Source organism: Corynebacterium minutissimum (assembly GCF_016889765.1).
GTDB lineage: Bacteria > Actinomycetota > Actinomycetes > Mycobacteriales > Mycobacteriaceae > Corynebacterium > Corynebacterium minutissimum_B.
This window is the reverse complement of record NZ_CP069533.1, coordinates 2,021,467-2,044,043: the sequence shown is the minus strand read 5'-3', so window position 1 is coordinate 2,044,043 and position 22,577 is coordinate 2,021,467. Positions and strand designations below refer to the sequence as shown.

The window sequence follows — 22,577 nt, the reverse complement described above, 5'->3', positions numbered from 1 at the left end:
TGAGGCGCCAGGCTTGATTCCCGGCGCTGGTTTCGACTTACTGGGACTGCAGCGAGCGGTAGTCCTCCACTGCCTTGTCCAGCTCGTCCAGAGCCTTGCCGTACTCCTCGAAGGAGCCACCCTTGGCCTTGTCCACACCGTCGAGGGCCTTGTTGATGGCGTCGATGGCCTCACCTTCGTTGGATGCCTTCGGAGCGGAAGCCGGTCCGGATGCCTCAGAATCCTTGTCATCCTTGGCGTCCTTCTGGTCACCGTCGGACTTCTCCTTGTCATCCTTGTCGGTCTTCTCGCCCGAGTCGCCCTCGATCTCCGTGATGTCTTGGGCTGCCTTCGGGTCGATGCCGACCTGTTCCAAGGCCTCACCAATCGTCGGGGCATAGCCCACGCGGCCCTTGTAGGACACCAGCACGCGCAGCAGCTTCGGGAACGCGGATTCCTGGCCCTTACGCTGCGAGTAAATCGGCTCAAGGTAGAGGATCTCTCCCCCGCCCACCGGCAGTGCCAGCAAGTTACCGTTCTTCAGGTCATTCGAGCCCTGCCACAGCGTGCGGTCACGAGCCACCTGGTCAGAGGACATCATGGCATCCTGCGCCTGCTTCGGGCCCTGGGTCTGGGTATTCGTCGGCAGCACGCGCACGGTGATGTCACCGTAGGTCTCCGGGTCAGAAGACACCGCCATGTGGGCGGACAGGAACTGACGGTTCAAACCACGGTAGGAGGTGATGAGCTGGAAGTTCGGCTTGTTGGTCTCCGGGTCGGAAGCCAGCACGTAGTACGGCGGCTGGTTCAAGCCCTGGGACTCGCCGGCGGTCGGATCCTCCGGGACGGACCAGAAGGCATCGTTGTTGAAGAACACGCCCGGGTCATCCACGTGGTACTTGGCCAGCAGGTTGCGCTGCACCTTGAACATGTCCTCCGGGTAGCGCAGGTGCTGGCGCAGCTCGTCGGAAATCTCCGACTCAGGCTTGACGACGCCCGGGAACACACCCTCCCAAGCCTTGAGCACGGGGTCTTCGGTGTCGAACTCGTAGAGGTCAACGGTGCCATCGTAGGCGTCGACAGTCGCCTTCACCGAGTTACGAATGTAGCCCACCTGGTCATTGACCAAGCGCTGCGTCGTGCCCGTCGGGTTCTGGGTATCCTGGGTGGTCTCCGTCAGCGAGGTGCGCTGCGAATACGGGAGGGAATCCAGGGTGGTGTAACCATCCACAATCCACTTGATGCGGCCATCGATGACTGCCGGGTAGGTGGAGGAATCCGTCGTCAGCCACGGGGCGACCTTCTCCACGCGCTCACGCGGGTCACGGTCATAGAGAAGCTTGGATTCGGAACCGACGCGTTCCGACAGCAGGAAGTTCAGCTCTTGATACTTCAGGGCAAAGGCTGTGCGGTCAACGATATTGCCAATATCAACGCCGCCTTTACCGTCATAGGTGTAGGTGGAGGTATCGGTGTCATACTCCACCGGCTGGTCACCGGTCTTGCCCACGATGGCGTAATCCATGCCATCACGTGCACTCGCAATCACCGGACCATAGTAGATACGCGGCTCGTCCACCTTGATGCCCAAGGATTCTTCAGCGTTTTGGGTCTCGCCCTCGCCTTCAGCGTCCTTGCCGGACTGAGTCTGCAGGTCAGCCACCGTGAAGATGGGGAAACCACCACGAGCAGAGCCTGCATCGCGGGCCACCTCATCCACCTTGTTGGCTTGCGCGGCGATAAAGCCGTTGCCGTGGGTATACACGGTGTGGCGGTTAATCCAGTTCTGCTGGTTCTCCTGCAGCTCGTTGGGATCCAACTCGCGGGCGGCCACCACGAAGTCACGGATTTCGCCGTCAATCTCGTAGCGGTCCATCGCCAGAGTTTCCGGGAAGCCATAGAAGTTCTTTAGCTGCTGCATCTGAGTAAACGTCGGCGCCAGAATGTCTGGGTCCAGCAGGCGGAGGTTTGAGATGGTGGAGTCATCTGAACCCACCTTGTCATCGGAAACGTCTCCTGCTCCCCAGTTCTCCTCGTAGGTCACCTTGTCCTCAGTAAGCCCGTACGCAAAGCGGGTGGACTCGATATTGCGGGAGATGGATTCAGCTTCTTTAGCCTGGCGGTTCGGGTTAACAGAGAAGCGCTCCATGATGAGTGGCCAACCCTGACCAATAACAAGTGCGGACAGCACCATGAGCACCACGGCAAGACCGGGGATGCGCAGGTCCTTAATGACCACAGCAGAGAAGATTGCTACCGCCACAAAGATGCCGATGATCATGAGGATGATTTTTGCCGGCAGGTAGGCATTGATATCGGTATAAGAACCACCGGTGAACAGTGAGTGCTGGTTGTAGAGCAGCTGGTAGCGCTCCAGCCAGTAGCCAGCCACCTGCAGCAGCATCCAGATACCGGCGGTGACGGCCAATTGGGTACGCGCCGGTTTCGACAGCGATCCGCGCACGCCGGCCGCACGGTTACCAATACGGATTCCGCCCAGGATGTAGTGGCCCACCAGCGCGATGAGGAAGCACACTGCAAACAGCATTGAGAATGCGTTGACCAGCATGGACCATACAGGCAGGCGGAAGGCGTAGAAGCCCAAGTCGTGGTGGAACTGCGGGTCATTAAAGCCGAAGTCATGCGAGTTGAGGAAGAGCATGACTGTGCGCCAGTTGGCCTGGCCCAGCAAGCCCGAGACGACACCGATAAGCAGCGGGAGGGTCTTGAGGAAGACCCCCATGGTGCGCTCAATGGACTTGCGGTACTGGTAGACCGGCGAGTTGAGATCAGCCATGTCCAGCGAACCACCACGACCACGCCATACCAGTAGCCCGGCCACGTAGGTGATAGCGGCGGCAACGAGTCCGAAGACTACGAAGAGGATGATCCGGGTAATCAGGGTCTTGGTGAAGACCCCGCGGTAATCAATCGCACCGAACCACTTCCAGTCCGTGTAGAAGCCCACGAACATGGGGCCGATGAACAAGAGGACAGCGATGATAGCGACGACCCAAGACAGTGCTCTGGGAGGACGTTTCATCGGGGCGGTGGGTCGGTTCAGTCCGGAAGCCAACTCCAGCTCCAATCAGGTCTCGTGCGAACATAGAGGTATCAAGCTTCTAGTCTAGAGAAGCACTAACCCCGTCAACGAACAAGGACACTTATGAGTTCCCAACCACACTCCCAGCCAGCTGTACACCGCGCGCTCAACAAGGCGATGCGCGAGGCCGTCGACTTCATTCACGCCGAGGGCTGGGATGCCCCACCTACTCTGTTTGCGCTCGTACCTACCGAGTTAGTCGCTGCCCAGTTGGGTGATGTGGATGAAGAGTCGCCGCTTACCCTTGTCGTCCAGGAGCTACCGGAAGGCATCGAGCCGGGGTCGGAGCACTTAGCAGAGTACGTAGCTCGCCTGGCGTGGCCGCGCGAGATTGCCGGAGTCATCCTGGCACAGGAAATCATGTTTAAAGACACGGAGGACGCCGCGCTTAGCGACGCCCACCCGGCCCGCCTCTTCTCTGGTGTCCTGCGCGACGGCGTGGGCGAGGACGGCTCGGACGGCGCTGAGCTTACCCTCCTGCAGCTGCGCCCCACGGAGGAAGAGCTGGAAGCAGCTGGCCCCTTCGCCGAGGACGACATTCAACTGCGCGGAGGGCCGAACGTAGCACCGGGCGTCATCGCTGCCCTGCGCTACGGTTTGGAGCAGGATCCAGACGAGCTTATTTAATCGTCTAAACTGGGCAGATAGCATTAAGCATTATCGAGTTATTCAGCAGTACCGCTTTGTAGAGGAGCCACCCCACCGTGCGTTTGACCACCCGCCTCACCGCCGCTGCCTCAGCCGTGCTCGCCGCCGGCGCGCTGTTGAGCGCATGTGGGAATAAGGAAACCCCCGAGCCGTCGCCAGCTACCTCGCCTGTTGCGTCAACAGATTCAGAGGAGCCCAGCTCCGCGGCCGCTACCTCGGCCTCTGAAGAAGTGAGCGAGACCAGCTCTGCGGAGGAAACCACGTCCGCCAAGGACTCGGAGTCAGCACCGGCCTCGGAGTCTGAGTCCAACTCCGACGACGCGGACGAGTCCGAATCCGCTGAGCCAAGCTCGGCATCGGACGGGAAGTTCGAGGCTTCGGTTGACAAAGCCTATGCCATCTTCGGCGGCTTGGTTCCCGAGGAGATCTTTGAGGAGTTTGATCGCTGCGACCCGAACGGCGTGACGGATTCTTTCAATTGCTCGGGCTCCAAGGTGGGCCAGTTCCAGTTCTTCAAGTCCAAGGCCAAGGCTTCCCAGACCACCCAGGTGCTCACGGAATTGCGCAGTTCGCGCGTCGTTGAGGACAGCGGCAACCGCGTCGTGGGCTGGTCCATGTTGGGCAACACTGCCATCCTTACCGTCGTGGATAACGACGAAGGTCTCATCATGCAGCAGATGATCTCCACTGACCAGGACGATCCGGAGGAGCGCCTCAAGGAGCTGGGCCTGGTTTAGGCTCACTTTTTACCGCTGCCCTGGTGAGTTGAGGTGCGGCCGATCCTTCACAGGCGCCGGCGGGCTTGCCCGCCCATTGATGTCACCGCAGGACCGGGGCTCGACAAGAGGCACTCGAAACTGCCCTACCTGCCAAAAGTTCCGAACTTGCCCAGATGAATACCGGGTTCGTTTCACAATTGAGTTCATTTACACAACGGTAAAACATTCACCAGCTTGGAGGCGTTTTACAACGCGATCAATGACTGCACTCACTGGTACAACAACGAACGGTTCCAAAAGCGACTCAAGGGCCTAACTCTGAAGCAATACCGGAATCAGACTCTTGAGCCTCCAACTGCCTCAAATTAAACCAGTCCAACTTTCGGGGCAAGTCCAGAAGTCACTCTGCTTAATTAGAGCTGAACTGACATGTAAACGTCGTATAGCTTTTGTGACCACTCCTCATAGGTCTGGTACTGACCATCCTTGCCCTTGGCGGTATACATATATTTCGCCATCTCGGAGATTCCCTCGTTCGAGAGCTCTGCACATTCGGTCATAGAGAGGTTAGGGCATTCGTTTTGAAGCCGAGCAGAATACTCGTCGTAGATGGCTTGGTAACCATGAGTGGAACCTTCCTGAGAACCGTCTTCAGCGGCGGGAGCCTCGGCGGGGGTTTCTTCTTCTACAGGTGATTCATCGATGGGGGCTTCTTCGGCAGTTGCAACAGGGGCGTTTGCAAAGTACAGGGTCACTGTTTCATCAGAAAACCATGCCTCCGCCACTTTGCGTTCGCTGTCGGAACAATCAGACGATTCTTGGTCGTTCTCCGTCCCTTGCACTGCATCCACTCTCCAGCCTGCTTCTCGAACCTTTTCACAAGCTGCAGAAATGGTAAGTCCATTAACGTCAACTTCCTGAAGCTTTTCCTCCGATGAACATGACGCAAGGGTAGCAACAAGAGCAATTGCCGAAATGCCTGTGGCAATCTTTTTAATCATTATTAAAGAATCCTTAAATTCGACAGAGGGTTAATTGCGTACCTTCGAATTCGATGAGACGCGTTCTTGAATGAAAAGCGTGTGCTTCTAGAAAAGAAACCGCTGAAATATTAACATATCTGCCAATGCTTTAGGAATCCCATTATTGAACCCTGTAATGTCTGAAGCGTCTTGGGTTTAGCTCGACTTCATTGAACGGCGCTACGGATCTTGGGTGTGAACGAGTTCCACTCTGGGCGGCGAGTTTGGGCAGTGCTAGTCCTACGTACTTAGCCTTCGCAGGTCTCGACGGGCTTCCCGTCGGCAAAGTCCTGCATCGCCTCGATGGCATCATCCAGTGTGTGAACTTTGGCCACCACCATGCCCTCGGTATCGCGGCTGATGGCCTCCGCGCAGTTTTCTGCTGGGGAGAGGAAGAGCTGTGCGCCCGCATCCCGGGAGGCACGAACTTTATGGACAATGCCGCCGATAGGGCCGACCTTTCCGTCTTCACCGATGGTGCCCGTGCCGGCAACCGTCGTGCCGCCCGTGAGGTCTTCGGTGGAAAGTTTGTCGATAACCGCCAAGGTAAACATCATGCCCGCCGAAGGACCACCGATGTCCTGCAGGTTGTAATCCACCGTGATGTCTTCGGTAGGAACCGACGTCATGAGGATGCCAAGGAGCGGAATGCCCTTGTCCTCCGGGTGGGCGCCGAGAGTGACCTTCTCGGTGCGGTCCTTACCGTCGCGGGTGATGTCGAGCGTGACGTCATCGCCGGGAGCCAGTCCTCGGATTTTCTCTTGGACCTCGCCGGGTTCGGTGACGGGTTCGGAATTGACGGCGGTGATGATGTCGCCGTCGTGAAGCGTGGCGGCCGCGGGGGCGTCGTCAAGCACCTGTGCCACCTCAACGCGCACGGGTTTGTTGAGGTAGTCCATGGCGGCCACAGTGGCAGCTGACTCAGATTGGGTAAAGGCCTGCTGGTTCGCCTCCTGTACCTCCTCGTCGGTCTTGCCCTGCGGGATGATGTTTTCGATAGGTACGAGGGTGTCATCCGTAAACAGCCAACGCCCCAACGCCTGCGCCATCGTCATGTTGGTGCGTACCGATACCGTTGTCATGTTGAGCTGGCCGGTGGGCTGGTACGTCTCCGGCGCTTCCACGTCGACGACCTGCATTCCCTCTACCTCACCGAGCGTGTCCACAACAGGCCCCGGGCCTTCTGCGGCATACGGAACCGTCAGAGTAATGTCCGTCCCCGGGATGTGGTCCACGCTGAGCAGAGCTCCCGTAAGCACCACCGGAATCGCTCCCCAGGTCAGGGTACGGAGGCGGCGAGTTCGAAGGTTCTGCTGTTGATTCACGGAGAAACAGCCTACAACGTCTGATGGTCTGTTCGCTCTCAGCGTTGCCGAAGACCTAGAATCCGCGACCTGGGAACCGGTAGATTGGGGCGCATGAGCAACGGATTCGGTTTTTCCTTCCCCAACAACGATGATGACGACGACAACGATCGTCGCGACCAGAACCCGTTCGGCGCCTTCGGCTTCAGCGCGGGTGGCGCTGGCGGTGGCGGTGGCCTAGGCGATCTTCTCAATCAATTTGGCCAGATGCTGTCCGGTATGGGTTCCTCCATGAACTCCCCGGAAGGCGCCGGCCCGGTCAACTATGACTTGGCCAAGCGCATTGCCCTGCAGCAGATCTCCGGTGATAAAGAGGTCAATGATAAAGACCGCACCGCCGTCCAAGAATCGGTACGCTTGGCCGAGCTGTGGCTTGATGACGCCACCTACCTTCCCACGGCCTCGGATACCGTGACCGCGTGGAACTCCGCTCAGTGGCTCGAGGAAACCCTCCCGATGTGGCAGCGCATGGTGACCCCGGTGGCGGAGCACATGAACAACGCGCAGCTCGAGTCCCTTCCAGAGGAAGCGCGCGACATGATGGGCCCCCTGACCTCAATGATGAATTCGATGTCCGGCATGAACTTCGGCATGAAACTGGGCCATGCTCTTGGTGATCTCGCCTCGCAGGCACTGACCGGTTCCGACTTCGGACTGCCGGTCTCCCCCGCTGGCACCACGGCACTCTTGCCGCACAATATTCAGGCCATCGCCCGTAACCTCAACGTTCCAGGACAGGAGGTGCTCGTTTACATCGGCGCCCGTGAGGCCGCCCGTCAGCGCCTGTTCAAGCACGTGCCGTGGTTGGTGGAGCGCCTCGTGTCCTCCGTCGAGGAGTACGCCATGGGCCTCGTCATTGACACCTCCCACATTGAAGAAGCGACCCGCGAGCTCAACCTGGAATCCGGTGACCCGCAGGCTATTCAGGATGCGATGGGCAAGCTGCAGGGCATGGACCTCTCCCCGCGCATCACCTCACGCAACGCTGGTGCCGCGTCCCGTCTGGAAACCCTTCTGGCACTCGTCGAAGGCTGGGTCGAGCACGTGGTTACCGAGGCCCTGAGTGAGCGCATTCCGTCGACGCAGGCGATGAATGAGGCATGGGCACACCGCCGCTCCACCGGCGGTTCAGCGGAAAAGGCCTTCTCCCAGGTCGTAGGAATTGAGCTCAATGCCCCGAAGGTGGAGGCTGCCGCGGAGCTGTGGCGTCGCGCCACCGTGGCCGTGGGCCCAGACAAGCGCGATTCCGCGTGGGATCACCCAGATCTGCTGCCGACGGCGGAGCACATCGACAACCCTGCCTCCTTCATTGATGGCCTGCTCGATGACAGCACTGACGAAGGTTTTGAAGAGGAATTCTCCAAGCTGGAGGAAATGCTCAAGCAGCAGAACGATGACTCCGCGCAGGACACTGACGCGGAGGGCACAGACGAAGGCGAGGACGACGCCGACGGTGACGACGCCGACGGCAAAGACTCCCGCGAGGATTAGCGGAAGCGCTGATAGGCCTCCAAATAGCCCTTGGCGCGCTCCGCCTTGGGCGCACGATCTGCCCATTCCCAAAATTCCGGGCCATGACCGGAAATGAAGGTGTGGGTCAGCTCGTGGATAATGACCGCGTCGAGAACGTACTCGGGAACGTCCTGCAGCCGGTCTGAAATGCGAATATCTCCCGTTGAGGTAGTACAACTGCCCCAACGGGATTTTTGATTGCTTACCCAGCGAATAGATCCCACAGTCGCGCGGCCGTCGAGAAATCGTGCATTCAGTGAGCGGGCGCGGGCTTGGAGGGAGGCGTCGGAAAGCTGCGCCGAAGAGTGCTTCTTCCGCACCTTCCCCACGATGTCCGCTACAGCCTTCTCCTCCTCCGCCGCCGACATCCACGCCGGGATGCGGACTTCCAGCACACCATCGACGCTGCGGGCCTGGACGGTGCGCCGGCGCCGGGCTGAGCGAATGACACGGACTTCGGGGTTACTCGACATGACAGGGCATTCTACCTGTGGTGCAATAAAGACCCACCGCGGCTAGGAGGGATGCCGCGCGACGGGGGGATAGAAAAATATGGCAGCACAAGCCTATACGCTGGCGCCGGACGTGGTCGTTCTCGAACGCGAGCCGGGAATGGTGCAATGCGGAATGGACGCCACGCGCGTCGGGGTGCTAGAAGCACATCCACAGTTGGCGAGTGTCCTCAACCGGCTTCGGACGCCGCTGACCAGGCAAACGATTGAGAATCTGATTGCCCGTACGGGGCTATCACCTGCTGCTGCGCGCAGTCTTGTCGACGACCTCATTAGCTACCACATCTTGTGGCCGGAACCGCGACTCCAACGCATCGCGGTGCTTGGGAACTCGGTGTTAGCCGATGAGCTCCGCGACGCACTTCTGGGCGACCACTTCCAGCCCCGCACTCCCCTCCACACCGAATCAGCCGCTGATTACATCGACAACGTGGCGGGCTACCTTCCAATCGTGGCGGTAGACATGCTCGGTGGTGCCGTGGACTGGGCACGGGCACTCCACCGGAGCACAGCGACGTGGCTGCCGGTATCCATGTTGGACGCCCGGGGCATTATTGGTCCGGTACGTGTCAATGGTGCAGGCCCCTGCCCCATGTGTGCGCACCTGCACCGTATTGATGCTGATGCGCAATGGCATGAGGTGGCACAACGGGCTGATGCGGCCGCACGGCCAGGGGATCCCATCGTGCGCACCGCAGTTGTCATGCACGCGGTGGTCACCATCCGCCGCCTCATGGGCCGGCCCTCCCCACCTGGGGCTCCGCAAGCACGGCCTCTAGCCGGGGAGCTCAGGGAGATTGACCTGACTTAGGCCACTTTAGTGCGGAAGTTCGCGGCCGGTGATTGCTTGGATGGTGGCGGTGGTATCGGGCGGGAGTGGTACGGCGGCGTGGATGGTTTCGCCACCAATGTTGAGTTCAAAGCTGCGGTATTTCTTGAGTGTTCTCACCAGGCGTTTGATGGATTGACCACTGCGGGTCTCCATTAGGTGGGCCACTGCTAGTGCTGCGATGACAATGTTGAGATGTGCGGTGATTGAGTCTTGTTTTCTGGCGTAGATTGGGCGGGCTTTCAGGTCTGATTTCGACATCCGAAACGATTTCTCAATGTTAAATAGCCTGCGGTAATGCCCGATAACCTCACTAGCGTCAAGAGCGGTCAGGTCGGTTTCATAACCTTTTATTCCGGCTAGGGCTCGGTGTTTGGCAGCAAGAGCGTAGTTGACCTTCTTGTTCGGGGCGGAAAGATCGATATAGCGGTTGCGCTTGATTGCGATATCGCCGTCAACAGCGCGTTTAGCTTTTGCGACTTGCTCTTTGATTCCGCGCAGGCTGCGCCTAGCCCGGTCGTGAGAGTACTGGTAATGCGTCACCGTATTCGGGGTTGTGTGTTTGCGCCCATCGCTTGCCGAGGCTTGTGTCCAGATCTGGCCGTGGGCGTAGTCTTCACCGGGGTTTTCCCGCCGCCAGGTTTCAATCACCTCAGGCACGGTGGGGGTTTTCACCGACAAAATATAGTGCAGACCTGCATCAATGAGTGCTTGTTTGTTCGCCGCGGAAAACATCCCCGCATCAGCAACGACGGTGACCTCGTCGAGCTGGTAGGCCTCTTGGAACCGTGTGATCATCGGCAGCATCGTGTGGGTTTCTGCCGAGTTGCCAGCAAACGCGCCCACATGCAGTGGAAACCCGGTGGCATCAGTAAGCAGCCCGACAAGTATTTGTGGCTCTAGGCGGCGCTCTTTGGAAAATCCGGGTTTGCGAAGCTCATCAGGAGTATCGGTTTCAAAGTACAAGGTGGTCACGTCGTACAAGATGAATGCGCCTGGCCCGATACCTGCATGATGGGCCAACGCTTGGGTGAGTATCTCTCCGAACGATTCGGTGGCGAAGGAGGAAAGACGCCTCTGGATGGTGCGGTAGCTTGCGCTGGTGATGCCAACCTCGGCAAGAGTCTCGATGGAATCCAGCTTTGAGCCGGGATGGATGATCCGGGCACGCACCAGATCGCGAAACACCGGATCATCACCGGTTGCTGCAGCAAGGCCTAACTCGTCGAAACACGCATCAATACAGTCCAGTAAGTATCCGGCCCGCTGACCGACTACCGGCAGCGGGTTGGAAACGCTGCCTGTTGCCGGTGCGATGTGTTTCACCTCTCCGAAGTCCATTGCGAGTTGGTCACCATCGACGATGCGTTGAGCTTCAGCTCTTAAAAGTGCAAGCTCAGACTCTGAATGCGCTGAGCCGATATGCTTCATCCTTTTCGCACCTTTGCGTTCAGAGAACACCACCTGCACCGCCATCGCCCCAGAAGCGGTCTTGACAGTGCGAATATAAGGACTCACAAAAATCAGACTACTGAACACCCCCGGCACTACCCACTTAGTGCGGAAAAATTCTTCCCCACCGACGAAAACCAACAGGTTACAGTGTCAGAGTGACGTTACTCACCCGCCCATGACCTAAGTCAGGCCTCATGGGCCGGCCCTCCCCACCTGGGGCTCCGCAAGCACGGCCTCTAGCCGGGGAGCTCAGGGAGATTGATCCCTACGGCATGGACCAACATCGCTTCGTGCTGGAGCATCCACGCTGCCCATACTGTTCGGGCTAAGGCCTCCTGATTGCTGGTTATACGCGTAAGAGCGCTTAACGTGTTGAAGCGATGATCTGCAGAACTTCCGCGCCGTAGCGCTCCAATTTCGTCGGGCCGACGCCTGAGACATCGAGCAGTTCCGCTTCCGTGGCGGGAAGCGCCTCCGAGATGGCCTGCAAAGTGGCGTCAGAAAAGACTACGTACGCAGGTACTTTAGAGTCCTTCGCCACCGAGGCACGCCACGACCTCAACGCGTTGAAGACATCCTCATCCCCTTCGTACTCGCACCATTCGTGGCGGCCCAACACCTTTTCTGCAGGGCTGGTGAGCTCGCTGGAGCACACCCTGCAGCGCCGCGGGCGATAACGGCGATTGCTCGACTCGCTTTCCTCGATGCTCGGCACGAGGCCGTCAAGGAAGCGGGTCCGCTCGCGCGATGCCCGCGAACCGGTGGTCTTTGCTAACGCCCACGACAGGGCCAGATGCTCGCGGGCACGGGTAATGCCCACGTAGAACAGGCGGCGTTCCTCTTCCACCTGCTCATCGCCAGCTTTGATGGCGTGGTTAATGGGCAACAGCTTTTCCGTGAGCCCGACAAGGAAGACCGCATCCCATTCCAAGCCCTTAGCAGCGTGAATGGTAGCCAAGGTAACCCCCTCCATGGTGGGGTTGTGCTTGTTTTCTGAGCGGCGGTGCAGCTCTCCCAGCACGCCGTTGAGATCAATGCCCTCGTGGTCCTCCACAATCTGGGCAATGAGATCCACCAGTGCGCTCAGTGACTGCCACCTCTCGCGTGCCTGAGCACCCTGTGGTTCCGTAGCCGTCAAGCCCAGCTCCACGAAAGCCGCGCGGGCAACGGCAACCGGATCATCCGGTAGATCCTCACGGCGCGATGCGGCGATAAGCACACGGATAGCCTCCAGGATTTCGGGCCGCCGGAAGAACCCTTCACCACCGCGGACTTGGTAGACAAGTCCGGCGTCCGCCAGCGCCTGCTCAAACTGTTCCGACTGCGCATTGATGCGATAGAGGATGGCAATCTCAGAAGCTTTCACGCCTTGGTTAAGCAAGGTCAGCACCTGCCCCGCGACTTCCTTGGCTTCTACCTCCTCGGATTCATAAGCCTTAAAGGTGGGCTCTGGACCGGGCTCGCGCATGCCTTGCAGCTCCAGCCGGGTACCGGCGGCACGTCCGGTGGCCTTTGCAATGACCTCATTAGCCAACTGCGTAACCTGCGGGGTGGAGCGGTAATCTCGCTGCAATTTAATCATGGTGGCCTGCGGATAGGTGCGAGAAAAGTCCAACAGGTACTCCGGTGAAGCGCCGTTGAAGGAGTAAATGGTCTGGTTGGCATCACCCACGACCGTGAGGTCATCACGGTCCCCCAGCCAGGCTTCAAGGACACGCTGCTGCAGCGGCGTGACATCCTGGTACTCATCCACGACAAACGTGCGGTACTGCTCACGGAATACTTCCGCAACCGATGGCACATTCTCAATGGCCCCGGCAATGTGCATGAGGAGGTCATCGAAATCGAGGTACATGAGATCCGGAGTGGATTTCATGTCCTCATAGCGGCGGAAAACTTCGGCGACGGCCTGCGGATCACCCGGTGCTTCGCGGTCCGTGCTCTCGATGACACCCGGATAGCCCTCGGGACCAATGAGCGATGATTTGGCCCACTCAATTTCCCCCAGAAAATCACGAATAGTGTCCTTGGTGTTGTCGAGCCCCAAGGAGCGCACGGCGCGTCCGACAAGGCTGAATTTGTTATCGATGAGCTGCCACGGCAAGTCCCCTGCTACCTGTGGCCAAAAGAACTTCAATTGACGGCGGGCGGCGGCGTGGAAGGTTTGGGCCTGCACTCCCCCCACACCCATCTGGTGGAGCCGCTCGCGCATCTCACTTGCCGCTCGGGTGGTGAAGGTGACAGCGAGAACACGCTGGGGATTGACAAAGCCCTGGTCCACCATGTGGGCGATGCGGTAGGTAATCGTTCGGGTTTTACCCGTTCCGGCGCCTGCCAGGATGCACACAGGGCCGCGCGGCGCCGTAGCGGCGGCACGCTGGTCCTCATCGAGCAGGGACAGATCCGGTCTCATCACCGTGGAACCACTCCATAATCATCGTGTGTGCAATTGAGCCCTTACGGGCAATGGTCATGCTCGGCAGGTCACCGCGGGACACCCACCGTATTTCTGCGAGCTCTTCGTCAGTATCGCACACGGCCTCGACATCCTCCGTGACGGCAGAAAAGCCCACCATAAGGGACCCACTTGGCGGCCACGGCTGGGAACCCCAGTACCGCACGGTATGCAGACGACGACCGGTTTCCTCGAGCGCTTCTCGCACCATGGCGTCCTCGAGGGTTTCGCCCGGCTCTACGTAGCCAGCAATGAGAGAAAAGAATTCGGGGCGGTGGCGGTTGCGCGCCAGAAGGATGCGTTCGGACTCTGGGTGGTGGATAATGCCGATCACCGCTGGGTCAACACGGGGGAAGACATAGCAGTCACCAGTGCGCCCCACTATGCCAGGAGCGGGGTACTGCAATTCCTCACCCGTGCGCGGATCGAAGCGCGCTTCACGACGATTCCGGATAACATGCACAGCTTTGAGGATGTCGCGCTGGCCGTTGAAGAACGTAGCATCCTGCAGCGAGCCGAGTTTCTCGGCAGCTGCTGTATCCAGCAGGAAGGCGTCAACGTCGCCAGCCTCGACGAGGATGTCACCGGCAGGTTCTGCCACGAGGACAGGCAGGCCTTCGGCATCAACTGGGATGCGGCCGGTCTCGGTGACTGGCAGGAACATTACTTGTCGTCGTCCTCGTCCTCATCGGTATCGTCGATGGATTGGTTCACTTCGTGCTTGATGTAGAGCAGGCGGTCACCCGGCTTGAGCGCATAGGCATCGGCGGTATCAACGCGGTGCAGCTCATTATTGCGCAGGACCGCGAGCACAATATCTGCAAGGTGACGCGGGTTAGAACCAACCTCAAACTCGCGCACAGCGCGCTCGGCGACGGAGAAGCCCTCGTTCGGGGAGAGCAAATCTTCCATCATTTCCACCACCGTCGGTGTGACGGTGGCAAGACCTAGCAGACGGCCCGCGGTCTCAGCAGAGGTCACCACTGAGTCTGCACCCGATTGCAAGAGAAGGTGGCGGTTCTCGGATTCTCGGACTGAAGCCACCACCTTGGCCTTGGGGTTGAGCTCGCGCACGGAAAGCGTACACAGCACGGCAGTATCGTCCGTGGATGGAGTCACAACAACGGATGAGGCATTTTGCACACCGGCGATGCGCAAAACATCCTGCTTGGTACCGGAACCATAGATGGTCACCAGACCGTGGTGTTCAGCATTAGCCAGTGCGGCGCGGTTGGTATCGACGACCACGATCTGGGAGGCAGGAACATCATCCGCGATAAGAGCAGCCACCGCACCGGCGCCCTTCGTGCCATAGCCGATAACGACAGTGTGGTTACGCAATTGCTTTCTCCAATTCTGGATTTCAAATGTGCGACGGGCTCGGTCAGTGAGCACCGACAAGGTCGCTCCAACCAACAAAACAAGGAAGAGCAGACGGGCCGGGGTAACAACGGCGAGGTTGAGGAAACGTGCCTGCGGAGTAACGGGAACGATGTCACCATAGCCCACCGTGGTCAGCGAGACCGCCGAATAATAGGCAGCATCGAGCAGCGACAGGTCCTCGCTGTATCCATCGCCGTCAAAGTAGACGACGATAGTGACGAGGACGAGAAGTCCGAAAGCCCACAGGACGCGGCGTGCCAGCTGCTTCCACGGGTTGGTGCTCTCCGTACGCGGGAGAGTAATGACGTCAATCAACGCATGGTCAGGCTGCGAGGTTAACTCAATCTGCGGCAAAAAACGCGATGTCAAGCGTTTGCCTAAATGCTTGGCCACTAAGCGCCAACCTCCCTTTAACGGAGCGAATGTACCGTGAGACTACCTTAGACTTAACCCGGGCGGGGTGGAAACTGCAGAGTCCACAAGCTCAGCAAGGCGTGCGCCAGTAGGCAGGTTCTCCGGCTCTAGCAGGAAGTTCTCTTGGACGTAGAAGAAGGCTGCTCGGACAGAGTCGACGTCGTGGATACGGCGCCATGCTTCTGCGTAGACAGCAAGCTGGATTTGCGCTGAGGTCAGCGCAGAGCCCTGAGGGCGCCGGCCCGTCTTCCAATCCACGATGAGCCAAGTTCCGTCGGGCTGCTGGAATACCGCATCCATGCGACCACGCACGACGGAATCACCGATGGTGATTTCAAAAGGTGCCTCGACATGTGCTGGGGTACGCTGAGCCCACTCGGAAGCCAAGAACGCTTCCTTGAGAGATTCGAGGTCGTGGTCGGGCTCATCGTGGGAGCCTGGTAGCTCATCTTCACCCAAGAGCGCTGGTGCGCCGAAGCGGTCTTCGAGCCAGGCGTGGAAGGCGGTACCGCGCTTGGCGTAGGAATTCGGCCTGAAGGGAATGGGGCGACGCTGACGGCGTGCGAACTGAATCGGGTCAGCTGACATGGCCACCATGTCGGAGGCCGTCAACTCACTCGGAAGCTCAACATCGACCACTGGGGCGTGCAGCGCCTTGTGCTCTTCAATAAGCGCGCTAGCCTCCTGCTCCCACAGCTCGAAGGTCTCGCCATCTCGCAATGCTGGAAGCCCCTTCATCGCGGCGCGAACCGCAGCGGCTGCATCAACCGCCCGGGGCTGTGGAGTCAGCGATGGGAAATAAGCTTCACGCTCCGTGCCTTCCTCAGCCTCGACGGGGAGGTCCGGTACCTCCCAGTGAACAACAAGTTCTGGGTGCTTATCTGCCAGCAACTGTAGATAAGAGTATGGGCCCTTCTTACTCTTTCCCTTTGCTTTGTTCGTACCGGAACCTGTCACTGTCAGCGTGGACTCTGTGCGCGTTATCGCCACGTAGAACAAGCGCGCTGCTTCCTCAGCTTGGAAGTCGCGGTCAAGCTCTTTGAAAGCCTCACAAGCCTTACCGAACTCCGAGCGCTTCACAGCGTCATCGGGCAGTTCGATGTAGTCATCATCGCCAGGTGCCTTCTCAATCTTCGTGAGGAAAGTCTCTGCCTGGGCTTTGTAGCTCGAGGAATCTGCATGTGCCACGCACACGTGCTCCCATTCCAGGCCCTTAGCCTTGTGCACGGTCATAATCTGTACGCGGTTGCGTACAACCGGTACCTCGCCCAGGGCGAGCCCGTCCTCTTTTTCCTTGGCCAGCTCGAAATAATCCAGCAATGCCGCCAAGCTATCTCCGTGGAAACCTGCTACGAGGTCAGCAAAGGCATCAAGGTGCGTTGCTCCTCCCGGCTTTCCGGCAGCGAGAACCTCAGTACGCACGCCGAAGACAAACTCAATGTCAGCAAAAATGTCATTCAACGATTTGCCCAGCGAGTATGTGCGTAGGTACCGCAGTTTAGCGGCGACCTCCTCCATTCGCTCAAGGCCCTCAGCGCTGTAGCGATCCCGCTCACCTAGATCAGCAAGGGCGTCCGCGAGTCCCAACACTTGGTCGGGCCCTTCAGCAGTGATGGATTCCACCTGAGCAGTGAGGTACTCCAGCGGGTCGCCCCCTTCCCACCGCAGGCGGCCATCAGTAGTACCGGCCAAATTGCGCTGACGTGAGTGGAGGGCCTGAATATCGGAGATGCCTAGGCCACACATCGGCCCGGTGAGCACGCGCAAAGCTGCTGTGGTGTCCTGGGGACGGACCAGCAACGTCGCGACTGCGACGAGGTCTTGAATTTCGGGGCGCCACAGGAGGCCACCGACTCCAAAAATCTCATTCGGAACACCAACCTCATCGAGGGCTGCCGCGATGAGCGGGGATTGTTTGTTGGTGCGCACCAACACTGCCGCACTAAACTCCTCGCCTTCGGGAGTGGCTTCATAAAGCTCGCGCAAGTGTTCCGCAATGAAGGTTCGTTCCTCTGCTTCCGTGGCAAAGTAGCCCAACTCGACGGTTCCTGCCGGTGCAGTCGGCTTGGGCGAAAGCTCATCAACGGGGCGCTCCCCTGGGCTTTCAGAGAAAAGCTTCGCAGCCACATCATTAGCCAGCTCTAGCACCGAGGAGGGATTGCGCCACGAGGTGGTGAGCTGGTCCTTCGGCGCATCCGAACCATCCGGTTGTGGGAAGTCGGTGACAAAAGCCGCAAGGTTTTCCGCGGTGGCCCCACGCCACCCATAAATTGACTGCATGGGGTCACCCACTGCGGTCACCGATAGCCCCTCACGTGGCCCGCCGAAAAGAGAGCGCAGCAAAATACGTTGCGCGTGGGAGGTGTCTTGGTATTCGTCGAGCATCACGACGCGATAGCGCGCGCTTTGCTGCTCGCCCAAGAGTGGGAAGTTCTTCGCCAAGGTCGCAGCAATAGACATCTGCTCACCAAAAGTTATGACTCCTCGCTCAGCTTGCTCCTTCTTGAGAGCTTCCACAAGAGGCAGGTATTCCAAACGAAGACGCTGCGTGTCCAGGTAGCTCTGCACATTGTCGCTGAATTCCTTGCCATTCTTGCGAGTCTTCTCAAGGTCTTCCGCAGTCTTCCGGAAAATCTCCTCGTGCTCACGCAAGGAAGCTGGATCCTTAAGTTCGCCATCCATGGTCTGCGCGAGGTTCAAAAGGGTGGCAGCCACCGTTGCCACTGCGTGATCTGTGCTCAAGGAACCGGCATAGTTACTCACTACTTCATGGGCGATGGCGTAGCGCTCAGCCTCCGTAATGATGCGTGCGCTTGGCTCTACCGGCATGAGGAGCCCGTATTCACGGACAAGGTCACCTGCGTAGGAGTCATAGGTGGACACCTTTGGCACGATATTCTCCACGGCTTCGGCAGCAGCACTACCGGGGCGAAGGATGCCTGAAGAGCGCAAGGTCAACAACTGACGGCGAATGCGCTGCTCGAGCTGCTGTGCTGCTTTACGGGTGAAGGTCAAACCAAGGACCTGTTCAGGACGCACAAGGCCGTTGGCTACTAGGGACACGACGCGTGAGGCCATCGTCTCAGTCTTGCCCGCGCCAGCACCGGCGACGACGAGCTTGGGTCCAAGTGGACCTTCGATGACGGCAGCTTGTTCTTCGGTAGGAGGGAAAGGCTTGCCTAGGGCAGTAGCCAGTTCCTCAGGACTGAAGTGGTGAGTGGGGTTCTGAGGGTGATTAGGCATTGGTCACCAGACCTCCTTCGTTCATGACAGGGCAGATGGAGCGGATGGGGCAACGATCACAGCCGTCGTTCTCACGGGCAGTAAGACCCGGCCCCCGCAGCTCTGCGACGAGGGCTGGTAGCTGTGCTGCAAACTCGTCGAGTTCCTCCGGTGGCTTAGCTGTTTGTTCACGTTCCGTCACACTTGCTGCTGAGGTACGTGGATACACCAGCCGGCTCGTGGCACGGGGCACACCTTCGCCGGTGCGAATTGCCTTTACTTGTTCCTCATCTGCAGAGTCCTCCATGACGAGTTCTCCGTGGGCAAGGGCTAACTGATAGGTCAACAGCTGGGTGTTGTCTCGTGCAGCTTCCTTCGTTGCTGCCTGCGAGCCTGTCTTGAGATCGATTACGGCGTACTCATCGCCCTCTTTCATGAGTCGATCGATATACCCGCGGATAGTCACATCCGGGGAAACGTCGACGGAGACACGGACCTCGACACCGACCGGTTCCAACGTGGTGGACAGCAACCAGCTATGGGTGCGATCGATGAGCCGCTCGAAATCAGCAAGCTCGGCATCGCGGCGCCACAAGGGGCCGTCGAGCATCGAAGCGAAGGCTTCTACCACGAGTTTCTTCGCAGTACCTGGTTCAACACCACGACCTAAAGCTTCGAGGAAGGCATGGGCAAGGTTGCCACGTACAAGGTTGATATTCGTTGTCTCTTCTTCAGCAAGATTGCCCAACACTGCGTTTAGTGGACAGGCTCTGAGTGCCTCCACCCGGGAGGGAGACAAGCTGTGAGAACCAGACAGCGGATGCTCGGACGCCACCGAGCGCGCAGCCCACCACTGATCCGGGTGTGCGCCTGGAACACCGGCCTCTGCGAGACGGGCAAGCTGCCGAACTGCCTGAGAACGCTCGGCCTCGCCAGACTCTGGATCGGTGGCACAGCGACGCAGTTGTGCCACGAAGGAAGGGACCGAGAGCACTGAGACCTCAAGCGGATCCATCTCCTCATCAATGCCGGCACCACCGCGTACGGTCACTGGCCCCGGATCCGGAAGCTCAAGGCCTAACTCGCGCGGCAGTGCTTGACGTGCCCACCGCTGACTGGCCTCCCGGCGCGCCTGTGCACCAGGTACATCCACTCCACCGGCAGACAGAAACTCCTCAATAAAGCGCGACGGTTCTTCCACTTCATCACTCTCTGGAGAATCCACCGCGACAACCAACAAACGGTGGCGGTGACGGGTTGTAGCCACGTGGAAGAGGCGGCGTTCTTCCGCCAAACGCCCAGATACATGGCTTACCGGAGTGCCAGGAGTGATGTCACGATCCAGCAAGTCAATTAGGTCCTCCTGCCCGAAGAGGGAACCGGTCTCCCCCACTGAGGGCCAGGTACCTTCCTGGACTCCCGCGACAATAACCGTGTCCCATTCTCGTCCCACCGCTCCATGCGCGGTGAGAATCTCCACGGCATCTGGCAGAGCCGAGCGGCGATCACGCACGCCGGTGGGCAGCTCTTGCTCGGTGATGTGGAGGATGAAAGATTCCAAAGATGCGGAAGGACGGCGTTCGGCATAGTCACCAGCGGCATCGAAAAGGGCCATCATGGCATCAAGATCTCGGTCCGCTTGAGAACCGGCAGCACCTCCGCGCAGGGCCGCGGCTTGGAGGCGGGTATCGAGCCCCGTAGACTGCCACACCTCCCAGAGGATTTCCTCCACCGCAGCTCCTGCCCGCAGAGCCTCGCGCCCCGCAGACAGGACGCCGCGGATACGGGCAAGAATGGCTTCCTCGCGCTCCGTGAGCATGTTATCGAAGTCCGGCACATCGCCCTCAAGCAACTCACGCAAGGTGTCCATGCCACGCTGCTCCGGCTTCCAACGGCGCAAGCCGCGGATAAGTCGGCGCAAGGTAACCGGATCAGCACCGCCCACGGGGCCAGTAATGAGGTCCTCAAGTTCCACCGGATCAAGGTCGGTTTCCAGTGCACGCAACGCCAACATTACGGCCTTAACCAAACGCTGTTCTGCAAGAATCACATCCGTTGGATTGATATGCACCGGTACGCCGGCCGCCAGCAAGGTCCTTCGAGCTGGGCCAATGTCTCCTGTGGAGCGCACAATAACTGCAATGTCGCGCCAATTCACCCCGTCCTCTAGGTGGCGGCGGCGGACCGTATTAGCCAGAACATCACGCAGGGTTCCACGGGAGTCGACAACGCTGACACAAGCAGGTGATGGCCTGCGGTGCGGGGCTACCAAGCGCAGTTCGTTTTCTGCCTCCCACGAGGTGAGGAATTCAGAATTGGCGCCGCGGAAAGCAAAGACTGCCTGATCTGGGTCGCCACCAACCACAGTGAGCCGAGCGGTCTTGGCCAGCTCAGCAATGAGCCGGCCGGAGGTGGGGTCGAGCAGTTGGGCATCATCCACCACGATGGTGTGCCATGGGTGATCCTGGAGTAACTCAGGTCGAAGGAGGACTTGGCTGACAAGTTCCGCCGCAGAGTAAGAATGCGAACCAGCAAGGGCCTGGGTGCGCTCGTACTCACGGAGGAAGTCACCTGCGGCAGACCACATGGGACGTTGGTAACGGGCCCCAAGTTCCTCCAAGTCTCCTGGACCAAGCCCGCGTTCAATCGCGCGCAGCAGCAAGTCGCGCAACTGCCGTGCGAAGCCAACGTACTCCAGAGCCGGGCGCACCTCCGCGGGCCACGAACCACGGCCATCCGCCGCGTGGCCCGCCAGTAGTTCCCGGATAACAACGTCCTGCTCCGCACCGGTAATCAGGCGCAGCTCCTCCTCACTGCCGCGGCGCAGCAACGCGAAAGCCAAGGAGTGCACGGAGCGCACCATGGAAGCCTGTGCTGCATAGTCCTCGAGATGCTCAGCCAGTTCCTGCCGCAGCAACGAGCCCGACTCCTTCGACGGCGCTACAACGAGAATTCCAGAGGCATCAGCACCGCTGGTGAGTTGGTCTAAGACAACATCGATAAGCAGGCTCGACACCCCTGAACCCGCAGTGCCCAGGACACGCCACGTGCCTTCCTTTGGCAGCGGCACGTCCCAGGAGCGCTGGATGGCGCTCCGAGTTCGGGGAATTAGGCGAACGTCGGGCGAGGGAGGAAGGCTAACGCCGGCGCGGACGGTGGACTGACTGCTGTAATTCACGCCTTATAGTCTGTCAGATGCGGCGGACACGAGGGTCTCTTCCACCTTTTCAATGTTCGAACGAACGGTCGATTTGGAGTTCGGGTGCAGTACGTTCACGTATCGTCGATACGCCACTGCACGTAACAAGAGCTGGTGGACACCAGGAATTGATTCGAAGCGAGTACAGATGTCCGCATCGACGGCATCCGCAATCAACCCGTCCACCATCGCTAATGCCGCAGACCAGCCCTGTGGGCGCGGTGCCGCGGAAGGGACGATATCCGTCAGTGCTGGCGGGTTCGCCCCAGAGAAAACCGTGGTACCCAGCACGTCCATGTGCGCAGTCGCCAGGGGAAGCTCGGAAAGCTCCTCGTCGGAATAGGCCTCGCCCGTCTCCTCCCACGCGGCGCGTTCGGCACGGGCAAAGATATCGTCACGCTGACCCAAGCTCGGCAGTGGCGCAGTCGCAAGGGCGCTATCGAGCCGCAGCGCCACCTGCACCGCTTCATCAATTCGCCCACGTACCTGGCCGGGCACGAACTGCGTAGCCTTCCAGCCGGCGGCCGTGTAGCGGCCATCAGTGGTCAGTACGGGACGAGCAATCCGCACCCCTGGGACACTGAGCTTGTCACGCACTTTGGCAGACCATCCTGACCATTCGCGGGCCTCAGCAAAGACAACATCCCCAACGAGGATGCCATTATCCCAGGCAGACCCCATCAGCTCGCCCGTTACACGGCGGGGTCGGGTTTCAGCGTTAAAGCTAGCTAGAACAGGTTCAGGCGGCAGCGGCATAAGTA

15 protein-coding genes and 1 pseudogene are annotated in these 22,577 nt (G+C 59.3%); 5 read left to right on the top strand and 11 right to left on the bottom strand.

What is annotated here, in order from left to right; translation table 11 throughout:
- Positions 1-37 precede the first annotated feature (37 nt).
- Positions 38-3,022: a UPF0182 family protein gene (locus I6J26_RS09550; RefSeq protein WP_115024240.1), complete on the bottom strand. Its 2,985-nt coding sequence runs from the start codon at positions 3,020-3,022 to the stop codon at positions 38-40.
- 123 nt (positions 3,023-3,145) lie between these two features.
- Here I6J26_RS09550 and I6J26_RS09545 point away from each other — a divergent pair, with 123 nt between their 5' ends.
- The 3 genes and pseudogenes from I6J26_RS09545 to I6J26_RS09535 all read left to right on the top strand — a co-directional run.
- Positions 3,146-3,709, top strand: coding sequence for a PPA1309 family protein (locus I6J26_RS09545; RefSeq protein WP_115021399.1), 564 nt, complete (start codon positions 3,146-3,148; stop codon positions 3,707-3,709).
- A gap of 77 nt (positions 3,710-3,786) precedes the next feature.
- On the top strand, positions 3,787-4,467 hold the full coding sequence (locus I6J26_RS09540; RefSeq protein ID WP_115021398.1) for a beta-N-acetylglucosaminidase: 681 nt from the start codon (positions 3,787-3,789) through the stop codon (positions 4,465-4,467).
- A gap of 189 nt (positions 4,468-4,656) precedes the next feature.
- Positions 4,657-4,818 (top strand): annotated as a pseudogene (locus tag I6J26_RS09535) (IS3 family transposase); the annotation flags it as partial.
- Between the two features lie 44 nt (positions 4,819-4,862).
- Here the strand turns inward: I6J26_RS09535 and I6J26_RS09530 are convergent.
- Positions 4,863-5,450 carry a hypothetical protein gene (locus I6J26_RS09530; RefSeq protein WP_070672762.1) on the bottom strand — a complete coding sequence of 196 codons (588 nt, stop codon included), beginning with the start codon at positions 5,448-5,450 and terminating at the stop codon, positions 4,863-4,865.
- 269 nt (positions 5,451-5,719) lie between these two features.
- On the bottom strand, positions 5,720-6,796 hold the full coding sequence (locus I6J26_RS09525; protein ID WP_115021397.1) for a YlbL family protein: 1,077 nt from the start codon (positions 6,794-6,796) through the stop codon (positions 5,720-5,722).
- A gap of 93 nt (positions 6,797-6,889) precedes the next feature.
- Between I6J26_RS09525 and I6J26_RS09520 the strand changes: the two genes are divergently transcribed.
- A complete protein-coding gene (locus I6J26_RS09520) occupies positions 6,890-8,326 on the top strand; it encodes a zinc-dependent metalloprotease (protein ID WP_115021396.1) in 1,437 nt (478 codons plus the stop codon).
- On the opposite strand, the gene I6J26_RS09515 is transcribed toward I6J26_RS09520, so the two are convergent.
- Positions 8,323-8,820 (bottom strand): M48 metallopeptidase family protein, encoded by a 498-nt coding sequence (locus tag I6J26_RS09515; RefSeq protein WP_115021395.1) that lies wholly within the window; start codon positions 8,818-8,820, stop codon positions 8,323-8,325. The genes I6J26_RS09520 and I6J26_RS09515 overlap by 4 nt on opposite strands.
- Before the next feature lie 79 nt (positions 8,821-8,899).
- Here I6J26_RS09515 and I6J26_RS09510 point away from each other — a divergent pair, with 79 nt between their 5' ends.
- Positions 8,900-9,670, top strand: coding sequence for a hypothetical protein (locus I6J26_RS09510; protein WP_115021394.1), 771 nt, complete (start codon positions 8,900-8,902; stop codon positions 9,668-9,670).
- A gap of 6 nt (positions 9,671-9,676) precedes the next feature.
- On the opposite strand, the gene I6J26_RS09505 is transcribed toward I6J26_RS09510, so the two are convergent.
- The 7 genes from I6J26_RS09505 to I6J26_RS09475 all read right to left on the bottom strand — a co-directional run bounded on the left by I6J26_RS09505 (position 9,677) and on the right by I6J26_RS09475 (position 22,572).
- On the bottom strand, positions 9,677-11,206 hold the full coding sequence (locus I6J26_RS09505; RefSeq protein WP_115024224.1) for an IS1634 family transposase: 1,530 nt from the start codon (positions 11,204-11,206) through the stop codon (positions 9,677-9,679).
- Between the two features lie 301 nt (positions 11,207-11,507).
- Positions 11,508-13,559: an ATP-dependent DNA helicase UvrD2 gene (locus tag I6J26_RS09500; protein ID WP_115021393.1), complete on the bottom strand. Its 2,052-nt coding sequence runs from the start codon at positions 13,557-13,559 to the stop codon at positions 11,508-11,510.
- Complete coding sequence (locus I6J26_RS09495) at positions 13,528-14,262, bottom strand: NAD(+) diphosphatase (protein WP_115021392.1); 735 nt, start codon at positions 14,260-14,262, stop codon at positions 13,528-13,530. Before I6J26_RS09495 ends, I6J26_RS09500 begins: the two co-directional genes overlap by 32 nt.
- Positions 14,262-15,374, bottom strand: a complete 1,113-nt coding sequence (locus I6J26_RS09490; protein ID WP_115021391.1) for a potassium channel family protein — start codon at positions 15,372-15,374, stop codon at positions 14,262-14,264. The genes I6J26_RS09495 and I6J26_RS09490 overlap by 1 nt, the downstream gene beginning before the upstream one ends.
- Before the next feature lie 42 nt (positions 15,375-15,416).
- Positions 15,417-18,638, bottom strand: coding sequence for an ATP-dependent helicase (locus I6J26_RS09485; protein ID WP_115021390.1), 3,222 nt, complete (start codon positions 18,636-18,638; stop codon positions 15,417-15,419).
- A complete protein-coding gene (locus I6J26_RS09480) occupies positions 18,631-21,795 on the bottom strand; it encodes an ATP-dependent helicase (RefSeq protein WP_239121758.1) in 3,165 nt (1,054 codons plus the stop codon). The genes I6J26_RS09485 and I6J26_RS09480 overlap by 8 nt, the downstream gene beginning before the upstream one ends.
- Positions 21,796-21,798: 3 nt before the next feature.
- Positions 21,799-22,572: a hypothetical protein gene (locus tag I6J26_RS09475; RefSeq protein WP_115021389.1), complete on the bottom strand. Its 774-nt coding sequence runs from the start codon at positions 22,570-22,572 to the stop codon at positions 21,799-21,801.
- Positions 22,573-22,577 lie beyond the last annotated feature (5 nt).

Bases quoted from the DNA above. Each gene is read 5' to 3' on its own strand.
- I6J26_RS09550 (WP_115024240.1), bottom strand. From the start codon at position 3,022: ATGAAACGTCCTCCCAGAGCACTGTCTTGGGTCGTCGCTATCATCGCT.
- I6J26_RS09545 (WP_115021399.1), top strand. From the start codon at position 3,146: ATGAGTTCCCAACCACACTCCCAGCCAGCTGTACACCGCGCGCTCAAC.
- I6J26_RS09530 (WP_070672762.1), bottom strand. From the start codon at position 5,450: ATGATTAAAAAGATTGCCACAGGCATTTCGGCAATTGCTCTTGTTGCT.
- I6J26_RS09520 (WP_115021396.1), top strand. From the start codon at position 6,890: ATGAGCAACGGATTCGGTTTTTCCTTCCCCAACAACGATGATGACGAC.
- I6J26_RS09515 (WP_115021395.1), bottom strand. From the start codon at position 8,820: ATGTCGAGTAACCCCGAAGTCCGTGTCATTCGCTCAGCCCGGCGCCGG.
- I6J26_RS09510 (WP_115021394.1), top strand. From the start codon at position 8,900: ATGGCAGCACAAGCCTATACGCTGGCGCCGGACGTGGTCGTTCTCGAA.
- I6J26_RS09495 (WP_115021392.1), bottom strand. From the start codon at position 14,262: ATGTTCCTGCCAGTCACCGAGACCGGCCGCATCCCAGTTGATGCCGAA.
- I6J26_RS09485 (WP_115021390.1), bottom strand. From the start codon at position 18,638: ATGCCTAATCACCCTCAGAACCCCACTCACCACTTCAGTCCTGAGGAA.
- I6J26_RS09475 (WP_115021389.1), bottom strand. From the start codon at position 22,572: ATGCCGCTGCCGCCTGAACCTGTTCTAGCTAGCTTTAACGCTGAAACC.